This is a genomic window from Micromonospora sp. NPDC005324 (assembly GCF_040607155.1).
GTDB lineage: Bacteria > Actinomycetota > Actinomycetes > Mycobacteriales > Micromonosporaceae > Micromonospora > Micromonospora trifolii.
Genome location: NZ_JBEXGE010000003.1, coordinates 298,208 through 307,333 on the forward strand (window position 1 = coordinate 298,208; position 9,126 = coordinate 307,333).

The window sequence follows — 9,126 nt, forward strand, 5'->3', positions numbered from 1 at the left end:
CCGCCAGGATATCCGCGCCGACAGCGGATAGGTTGACGGCATGGCCCGGGCCCAGTTCAGCGCAGAGACCAGCGGCGGCGGCGCGTTCGTCCGCCAGCCGAACCGGTTCACCGGTCGGGTCACCGCCGACTCGACCTCCCCACCCGGCGGCGGCCCGGACGAGCAGGACCGCTGGCCGCTGGAGGCCGGCCGTTACCGACTGATCTGGTGCCGCGCCTGCCCGTGGGCGCACCGGGCGCGGATCGTGCGTGGCCTGCTCGGGCTGGACGACGCGATCTCGCTGGGCACCGTCGACCCGATCCGGGACGAGCGGGGCTGGGCGTTCGCCCTCGACCCGGACGGCTTCGACCCGGTCCTCGGCGTGAGCTTCCTCTCCGAGGCGTACCTGGCCACCGACCCGGACTACACCGGCCGGGTGACAGTGCCGGCGCTCGTCGACACAGTGACCGGTCGGGTGGTCACCAACGACTATCCGCAGCTCACCCTCGACTTCTCCACGCAGTGGCGGTCGCTGCACCGTGCGGGGGCGCCGGACCTCTACCCGGAGGCACTGCGCCCCGAGATGGACGCGCTGATGGCCGAGATCCACACCGACGTGAACAACGGCGTCTACCGGTGCGGGTTCGCCACCTCCCAGCAGGCGTACGACGAGGCGTTCCGGGCGCTCTTCGCCCGGCTGGACACGCTCTCCGAGCGGCTGGCCGGGCAGCGCTACCTGATGGGTGACGCGATCACCGAGGCGGACGTGCGGCTCTTCACCACGCTGGTCCGCTTCGACACCGCGTACCACGGGCACTTCAGGTGCAACCGGGACAAGCTGACCGAGATGCCGGTGCTCTGGGCGTACGCCCGGGACCTGTTCCAGACGCCGGGCTTCGGCGAGACGGTGGACTTCGACCACATCAAGCGGCACTACTACGGCACGCACCGGGAGATCAATCCCAGCGGCATCGTGCCACTCGGGCCGGACGAGTCCGGCTGGAGCACGCCGCACGGGCGTGGCTGAGCCGGGTCGGCCCGCCGCCCCGACAGTGCCGAGGGCCCGTGGCGACGTCGCCCGCCGGGTCGCCGGGTCCGCCGCGGCCGGCTGCATTCTGGCCGGTGCGGTGGCGGTGACGCTCGCCGTGGTCGCCGGTCCCGGTCCAGGGCTCACCGGGTACGTCAGCGAGGCGGGCATCGCCGGCAGCGCCCACGCCGCGACGTACCGGATCGGGATCCTGGCCCTTGCCGGCGCGTTGCTGCTGATCGGCGCGGCGCTGCCTCCCGGGGTGTGGGCGGCGGCCCCGGCCCTGCTCGCCACCGGGGCCGTGTTCACCGCCGTGTCCGGGGCGGTGACCTGCTCCGACGGCTGCCCGTTGCCGCCGTTCGAGCGCGCGACGACGGCGGACCTGGTGCACGGCGGCGCGAGCATCGCGGCGACCGCGGCCGTGGTCTTCGCCATGATCACGCTGGCCGTCTCCGGGACGGCCGGCAGGACGGTGCGTCGGCTGGCCGGCGTCGCCGCCGCGCTGGCCCTGCCGCTCTGTGCCACCGTGGGGCTGGCGATGCTCGTGATCGGTCGAGGCCCGGTGGTGGGGGTGCTGGAACGGCTGATCCTCGCTCTCGCGGTGCTGTGGGGCCTGGGCACCGCCACCGCGCTGGCCCTCTGTAAGGAGCCTCACGCCGTCCGGTCCTTCCGATGAGCGGGAATCGGCGTATCGTCGGCCAGCGATGACCAATGTCTGGGGCCTCACTGTCCGCCTGTATGTCGATCTCCGACTGCAGGCCAGTGGCATCTGTCCGGGCTAGCCGCGTTCCTACGCCTGCCCCGATCGGACCGGACAATTGGATACATCCTCATGCCCTTCAGTCTGCGCAAAATTCCCTTCTCCGTGCAGATCCTGCTCGGCCTCGTGCTCGGTGTCGCGCTGGGTTTCCTGGCCCGCAGCAACGACCTGAGCTGGCTGACCAGCACCCTGCACACCGTCGGTAGCCTCTTCGTCCAACTCCTCAAGCTGGCCGTGCCGCCGCTGGTCTTCACCGCCATCGTGGTCAGCGTCGTCAGCCTGCGCGGCGTCGCCAACGCCGCCCGGCTCGCCGTCAAGACCCTGCTGTGGTTCGGCATCACCGCGCTGATCGCGGTGAGCATCGGCATCGGCCTCGGCCTGCTCACCAACCCCGGCAAGGGCGTGACCCTCGACCTGGGTGGCGCGACACCGCCGAAGAACACCGGCTCGTGGACCGACTTCCTGACCGGCATCGTGCCCACCAACCCGGTCGGCGCGTTCGTCGAGGGCAACGTCCTCCAGATCGTCTTCCTCGCCGTCGTCATCGGTGCCGCGGCCCTGCTGGTCGGCGAGCCCGCCGAACCGTTCGTGGCGCTGAACCGCTCCCTGCTGGAGATCGTCCAGAAGGCACTCTGGTGGGTCATCCGGCTCGCCCCGATCGGCACCCTCGGCCTGATCGGCAACGCCGTCGCCACGTACGGCTGGGACCTGCTGGCCCCCCTCGCGAAGTTCACCACCGCCGTCTACGTCGGCTGCGCCATCGTGCTGTTCGTGGTCTACCCGCTGGTGCTGATCCTCGCCGGCCGCCTCAACCCGCTGCGCTTCTTCGCCGGCGCCTGGCCGGCGATCGAGCTGGGCTTCGTGTCGCGCTCCTCGGTCGGCACCATGCCGGTGACCCAGCGCTCCGTCGAGCGTCTCGGCGTGCCCCGCGAGTACGCGTCGTTCGCTGTGCCCTTCGGCGCGACCACGAAGATGGACGGTTGCGCCGCCATCTACCCGGCCCTCGCCGCGATCTTCGTGGCCCAGGTGTTCGGCGTGCAGCTCGGCATCGGCGACTACCTGCTGATCGCCTTCGTCTCGGTGGTCGGCTCGGCGGCCACCGCCGGCCTGACCGGCGCGATCGTGATGCTCACCCTGACCCTCAGCACGCTGGGCCTGCCGCTGGCCGGCGCCGGCCTGCTGCTGGCCATCGACCCGATCCTGGACATGATCCGCACCGCCACCAACGTCGCGGGGCAGGCGCTGGTGCCGACAGTGGTCGCCGCCCGCGAGGGCACCCTCGACCGGGCCGCGTACGAGTCCGCCGGCCGGCGTGACCTGACCGACCCGGAGCCGGTCGCCGACACCCGGCCCGAGCTCACCCCCGTTCCTGCCTGACCGATTCACCAGTACGGCGACGGGCCCCTCTCCCCGGGGGCCCGTCGCCGTGTCGGAGAGGATGACCCCATGAGTTCCCTGTTCACTCCCCTGGCCCTGCGCGGGGTCACACTGCCCAACCGGATCGCCATGGCACCGATGTGCCAGTACTCCGCCGGCCCCGACGGTCTGCCCACCGACTGGCACCTGATCCACCTCGGCAGCCGCGCCGTCGGCGGCGCCGGCCTGGTGCTGACCGAGGCGACCGCCGTACTCCCCGAGGGCCGGATCAGCCCGCAGGACACCGGCCTCTGGTCCGGCGCGCACGTCGACGCCTGGCGGCCGGTGACCGCGTTCGTCGCCGCCCACGGCGCGGTGCCGGCCGTACAGCTCGCGCACGCCGGCTTCAAGGCCTCCACCTACCGGCCGTGGGCGCCGGAGAGCGGTGGCGTGCCGGATGCCGAGGGCGGCTGGACGCCCGTCGCCCCCGGCTCGGAGCCGTTCACCGCCGACTACCGGACGCCGACCAGCCTCGACGAGGCCGGCATCGCCGGTGTGGTCGAGGCGTTCGCGGCCGGAGCCGAACGCGCCCTGGACGCCGGCTTCGCCGCCGTGGAGATCCACGCCGCGCACGGTTACCTGCTCAACGAGTTCCTCTCGCCGCTGACCAACCACCGCACCGACGCGTACGGCGGCGACCGGGCCGCGCGGATGCGGCTCACACTGGAGGTGGCCCGCGCGGTGCGCGCCGCGGTCGGCGAGGACGTGCCGGTGCTGACCCGGATCTCCGCCACCGACTGGGTCGAGGGCGGCTGGACGATCGAGGACAGCGTGGCGCTCGCCGGTGAGCTGGCCGGCGTCGGCGTCGACCTGGTCGACGCGTCCTCCGGCGGGGTGAGCACGAACCAGCGCATTCCGCTCGGCCCCGGCTACCAGGTGCCGCTGGCCGCGCAGATCCGCCGCGAGGCCGGCATGCCGACCGGCGCGGTGGGCCTCATCGTGGAGCCCGAGCACGCCGAGCAGATCGTTGCCAGCGGCGAGGCCGACCTGGTGCTGCTGGGCCGGGAGTTGCTGCGCGACCCGTACTGGCCGCGCCGGGCCGCGGCGAAGCTCGGCGTCGCGTACTCCGGGCCCGCCCAGTACGCCCGCGCCGCCTGATCCCGGCCGGTCGGGCGGCCGCCGCGTGAGCGGCCGCCCGACCGTCGGTCAGCCGGCCAGGTGCGACCAGTCGCCCTCCAGGTCCTGCCAGGTGCCCTGGGCGGCCACAGTGCCGCCGATCAGCACCACCACGTGGTCGGCCCGGACCAACGCGGCGCGCTTCGCTGTCGAGCCGACAACCGTCACCCCGTGGCCGCGCAACGCCTGCCACAGCGCCAGCTCGGTGGTGACGTCCAGCGCCGACGACACGTCGTCGGCGACCAGCAGCTCGGTACGCGGGGCCAGCGCCCGGGCCAGCGCCAACCGCTGCAACTGCCCGCCGGAGAGCCGGGTGCCCTTGTGCCCGATGAGCAGGCCCAGCCCGCCACCGGCGGCGGCCAGGTCATGGTCGAGCTGGGCGGTGCTGACCGCCCCCGCCGCGTCCACCTGGTGCCCGAGGGCGATGTTGTCGGCCACAGTGCCGGAGAGCACCCGGGGCAACTGACCGACGTAGCCGACCTGGTTGGGACGCAGGAACAGCTCCGGCTCGGTGACCGGGTCACCGTTCCAGGCCAGCTCGCCGGTGTGGTGCACGATCCCGGCCAGCGCCCGCAGCAACGAGGACTTGCCCGACCCCACCGGCCCGACGACCAGCACCAACTGCCCCCGCTGCACGGTCAGGTCCACGTCCCGGACGGCCACCGTCCCATCGGAGTGCACCACCCCGAAGCGACGCAGCTCCAGCCGGCGCAGCGGATGCCGGGGCGGCATGGTCGGCGCGGGAGCCGTGCCGGCGGTCAGGTCGACGTCCGGCACCCCCGCGGAGTACGCGCTCACCCCGGTCATCGCCGCCGTGCGCCGGGTCCACACCCGCGCCGAGGGCAGCTGCGAGATCAACGACGCCGTCGTCCAGGCGAACCAGCGGGCCGCGCCCAGGGTGGAGACGGCCACCAGCACCGCCCCGGCAGAGAGCGAACCGTTCAGGTAGAGCGCCCAGGCGCCGATCGGCAACAGCCCACTGGCCACCGACGGGGTGGAGCGCGCCCACACCTGCACCGAGATCTCCCGCCGCTGCCGGTCGCTGCGCAGCACGTCCAGGCCGGCCAGGTGGCGCAGCACCGCCGCGGTCGCGCCGGCAAGCTTCACCGTCCGCGCCGCGGAGAGCGCGGAGACCAGCGCCGTGGCGAAGGCCGCCCGCGCCGCCACCGTCGCCCGGGCCGCGCGCTCCAGCTTCGGCCCGAACAACGTCGCGGCCAGCCCGGAGACGACCATCGTGCCGAGGAAGAACAGCCCGGGTACGACGCTGCCGGTGACCGCCGTCATGGCGACCACGAGCACCAGCGCCACGGTCTGGTCCAGCACGTTGTCGGCGAGCTGGACCACCCGCTCGGTGTCCCCACCCTGCGCCACCACCTCGGCGGGAGTGTGGGAGCTGACCCGACGCGGCCCGGTCTGGCCGTGCACCAGGCGAAGGCCGATCCGCAGCATCTGCCGCACCCACCACTGCGGGAACCAGACGTGGGTGTAGAACGGCAGCGGCAGGGTGACCAGCAGCCCGGCGACGATTCCCACCGCCGGCCGGTACGGGTTGCCGGTCCCGTCGACCAGGTCCGCCCAGAGCCAGGGCAGCACCGGGCCGTCCAACCCGAGCAGGCTGAGCCCGAGGAACAGCACGATCGCCGCCGCCCCGTACCGGGGATCGTTGGTGCAGAGTCGGAAGATCTCCCGCAGCGTCCGAGCCGGCGGCACCGGCGGCACCGGCGGCAGTGGCGGCGGGTCGGCCCGCGTCGGCCCGACCGCGCCCTGCGTGCTGTCCGGCGATGCCTCCCGCGTGGCCTGCTCACTCGGCTCGACCGGCGTCGGTGCCGGCTCCGTCGGCCAGGCGGCGCCCTGCTCATTCGCCGCGACCGGCTCGCCCCGCGCGGGCGCCGGCTCGGTCGGCCAGAGGTCGGCCGGGCCGGGGCCGACCAGCAGGTCGGTGCCGACACCGGCGCGACCGGTTGGCGCCACAGTGGCGTACGCGGCGGCGTGGCTGGTGGCCAGGAGTTCGGCGAAGCGCGTCGACGTCTCCAGCGGACCGGCCTCGACCACAGCGCCGTCGGCCAGGACGACCACCTCGTCGCAGCGGCGCACCGAGGAGAGTCGGTGCGCGATGACGATGCCGATCCGGTCGCGCAGCAGTCGTTCGGTGGCCCGCTGCACCCGCGCCTCGGTGACCGGGTCCAGCCGGGCGGTGGCCTCGTCGAGGATCACCACGTGCGGCTCCCGGACCAGGATCCGGGCGAACGCCACCAACTGCTCCTGACCGGCGGAGAGCACATGCCCGCCCTCCCCCAGCCGGGTCGTCAACCCGTCCGGCAGCTCGGCGATCCAACCGGCCAGGCCCAGCTCGTCGAGCGCCCGAGCCGCCGCGTCGAGCAACTCCGGGTCGAAGAGCGCCACGTTCTCGGCGAGCGTGCCGGCCAGGATCTCGGTGCGCTGCGGCACCAACGCCACCCAGCGGCGCAACTGCTCGACGTCGAGGTCGCACAGGTCGGTTCCCCCGAGGAAGACAGTGCCCGGCGGCACGTCGACCGCCCGGGTGAGCACCTTCGCCAGCGTCGACTTGCCCGAACCGGTCCGTCCGATCAGCGCGTACGAGCGGCCGCGCGCGAAGGTGAGGCTGAGCCCGCGCAGCGCGGCCCCCCGGTCACTCTCGCCGTACCCGAATGTCAGGTCCCGAATGCGCAGGTCACCCTCTTTCGGGCTGGCCCCGCCGACCGGCTCCTGGCGGGCCTTGTAGAGCAACTGCACCCGCGCCCACGCGCCGAGGGCCTCCTGGATCTCCGGCACCATCCGGCTGACGTGCTCCGCGGTCGCCCCGAAGGCCAGGGCGAGCAGCCAGATGGCGGTGAGCCGGGCGGCGTCGATCCGGCCGGTGGCCAACGCCCAGGCCCCGCCGAGCACCACCGCGCCGATGCCCGCCCGGATCGTCGCGGTGGCCACCGTCGCCACCCGGGCGGACAGCACCCAGACCACCAAACCCCGGGACAGCACGGCGGCGGCCCGCCGGGCGTACAACCGCAGCACGTACGGCCGCGCCAAGCTGGTGCGTACGTCGTCCTGGCCGTGCACCGCCTCCTCCATCACGGCGGCCAGGTCGGACCACGCCTCCTCCTCGGCCATCCGGGCCGGGGCGATCCGCGCCGTGGGCCGGCGCAGGCCGACCGCGAGCACCACAGTGAGCAGCACCATCGCGATCCCCGCCGGCCACCACACGAACAGCGCCACGACCATCGACAACAGGCCGACGCAGAGGCCCTGGGCGAGTCGGGTGCCCTGGTTACGAATTGCCGACGCCACCTGATAGACGTCCCCGTCGATCCGGTCCAGCAACTCGCCCACCGGCGTGGTCTCCAGGGTGGGCAGGTCCTGCCCGAAAGCGACGCGACAGAGCCGGCGGCGCACGTCGGCGGACCAGTCGGCGGTCAGACCGGCCATCAGCAGACTCACCGCGAGGTCGCTGAGGACCACGGTGACCAGGGCCACGGCCAGCACGGCGAAGAAGCCCGCCGAACGATGCACCAGCACCGCGCCGGCCAGCGCCGACGCGCCCGCCTGCCCCGCGGCCCCCAGCACGATCAGGACGGCCACGATCGTCATACGACGGGTCGAAGTACCCCACAGATCACGGAGCAGGCGCATGGAAAGTCCTCCGGGACGTGGGTGGCGGAGACCTCAGCCTGCCGGCACCACCCCCTCAACTCAACCGATTTTCCGGTCCTGAGCAGGGCATCCATCAGTACCGCCAGCGGCGACAACCAACCTGTTCGATGCAGCGGACAGCCGCGCCGCCCAATGCCTGAACCAGACAAGGGCATCGAACCGGCGGTTTCCGGGTCAACCCCGTCAGCGGCCAGGGCAAAGCCGGCAACGGCCAGCACAGGGCCGGCACGCTGGCGGACCGGAGCCGACGGTCCCGGACCAGCCGACGGTCCCGGCCAGAGCCGACCGTCCCGGCCAGAGCCGACCGTCCCGGCCAGAGCCGACGGTCCCGGACCAGCCAACGGTCCCGGACCAGCCGACGGTCCCGGCCAGAGCCGACGGTCCCGGCCAGAGCCGACGGTCCCGGCCAGAGCCGGCGGTCCCGGGCCAGAGCCGGCGCGGTGGGCAGGTCAGGGCCGACAGGCCGGGGCCAAGGCCGGCAGGCCCAGGTCGAAGCCAGCGCGGTGGGCAGGTCAGAGCCGACATGCCTCGCGTCAGCGCCGGCAGAACCCCGGCGACGTTACCGGACCCTAGACGTTTTGCCCGATCTGATGCGATCTAGCCACCCCCGCCGCCGTCCGGGGCTTCCTGATCGACTCGACTTCCTTGATGTCGGGGTGTCCCGGCGTCCGGGATGCCCCGACATCAAGGAACCCGAGTGGATCACCCGAGTGAGGGCCGATTCGACGCCGTGGACGCGGCGTTGGGTGGGTGGTTTGTTCGTTGGTGGGTGGTTTGTTCGTTGGTGGGTGGTTGCGGGTGGTGACCGGGCGCACCCTCGGGCTGGAATCATGGCGGGGTCGGGGTCGTTACATACCCTGACGATCGCAGTACCACCGACCCCCGGCCCGACCCTGCGGCCTGGTCGCGCAGGTTGGAATGCCAGCCTCCACCCGGTCGTTGCAGTTCCCCGCGAACGACCGACGGGCACCCCACGATGAGGGTGCCGGCAGGTGGGCCACCCGGAATGACCCCGGCCCCCGAGTCGTTACAGTCCCCACGAACGACCGCCTGGCACCGCCTCGATAAGGGTGCCGGCAGGTGGGCCACCCCCCGGAATGACCCCAGCCCCCCGGTCGTTACACCTGGACCCGGCGCCACGAGCCCCCTGCTCGCCAGGCCG

5 protein-coding genes are annotated in these 9,126 nt (G+C 73.1%); 4 read left to right on the plus strand and 1 reads right to left on the minus strand.

Annotated elements, in window-relative coordinates:
• Window positions 1-40: 40 nt before the first annotated feature.
• From ABZS40_RS05180 to ABZS40_RS05195, 4 genes are all read left to right on the plus strand, one after another.
• Window positions 41-1,006 (plus strand): glutathione S-transferase C-terminal domain-containing protein, encoded by a 966-nt coding sequence (locus tag ABZS40_RS05180; protein WP_354942068.1) that lies wholly within the window; start codon window positions 41-43, stop codon window positions 1,004-1,006.
• On the plus strand, window positions 999-1,682 hold the full coding sequence (locus ABZS40_RS05185; protein WP_354942070.1) for a DUF998 domain-containing protein: 684 nt from the start codon (window positions 999-1,001) through the stop codon (window positions 1,680-1,682). The genes ABZS40_RS05180 and ABZS40_RS05185 overlap by 8 nt, the downstream gene beginning before the upstream one ends.
• A gap of 168 nt (window positions 1,683-1,850) precedes the next feature.
• Complete coding sequence (locus tag ABZS40_RS05190) at window positions 1,851-3,143, plus strand: dicarboxylate/amino acid:cation symporter (RefSeq protein ID WP_354942101.1); 1,293 nt, start codon at window positions 1,851-1,853, stop codon at window positions 3,141-3,143.
• Between the two features lie 69 nt (window positions 3,144-3,212).
• A complete protein-coding gene (locus ABZS40_RS05195) occupies window positions 3,213-4,280 on the plus strand; it encodes an NADH:flavin oxidoreductase/NADH oxidase (protein WP_354942072.1) in 1,068 nt (355 codons plus the stop codon).
• 48 nt (window positions 4,281-4,328) lie between these two features.
• Here the strand turns inward: ABZS40_RS05195 and ABZS40_RS05200 are convergent, their stop codons facing one another.
• On the minus strand, window positions 4,329-7,943 hold the full coding sequence (locus ABZS40_RS05200) for an ABC transporter ATP-binding protein (protein WP_354942074.1): 3,615 nt from the start codon (window positions 7,941-7,943) through the stop codon (window positions 4,329-4,331).
• Between the last annotated feature and the right edge of the window lie 1,183 nt (window positions 7,944-9,126).

What these genes read in the sequence shown, in the direction of transcription:
- ABZS40_RS05180 (WP_354942068.1), top strand. Translation starts at nt 41, where the DNA reads ATGGCCCGGGCCCAGTTCAGCGCAGAGACCAGCGGCGGCGGCGCGTTC.
- ABZS40_RS05195 (WP_354942072.1), top strand. Translation starts at nt 3,213, where the DNA reads ATGAGTTCCCTGTTCACTCCCCTGGCCCTGCGCGGGGTCACACTGCCC.
- ABZS40_RS05200 (WP_354942074.1), bottom strand. Translation starts at nt 7,943, where the DNA reads ATGCGCCTGCTCCGTGATCTGTGGGGTACTTCGACCCGTCGTATGACG.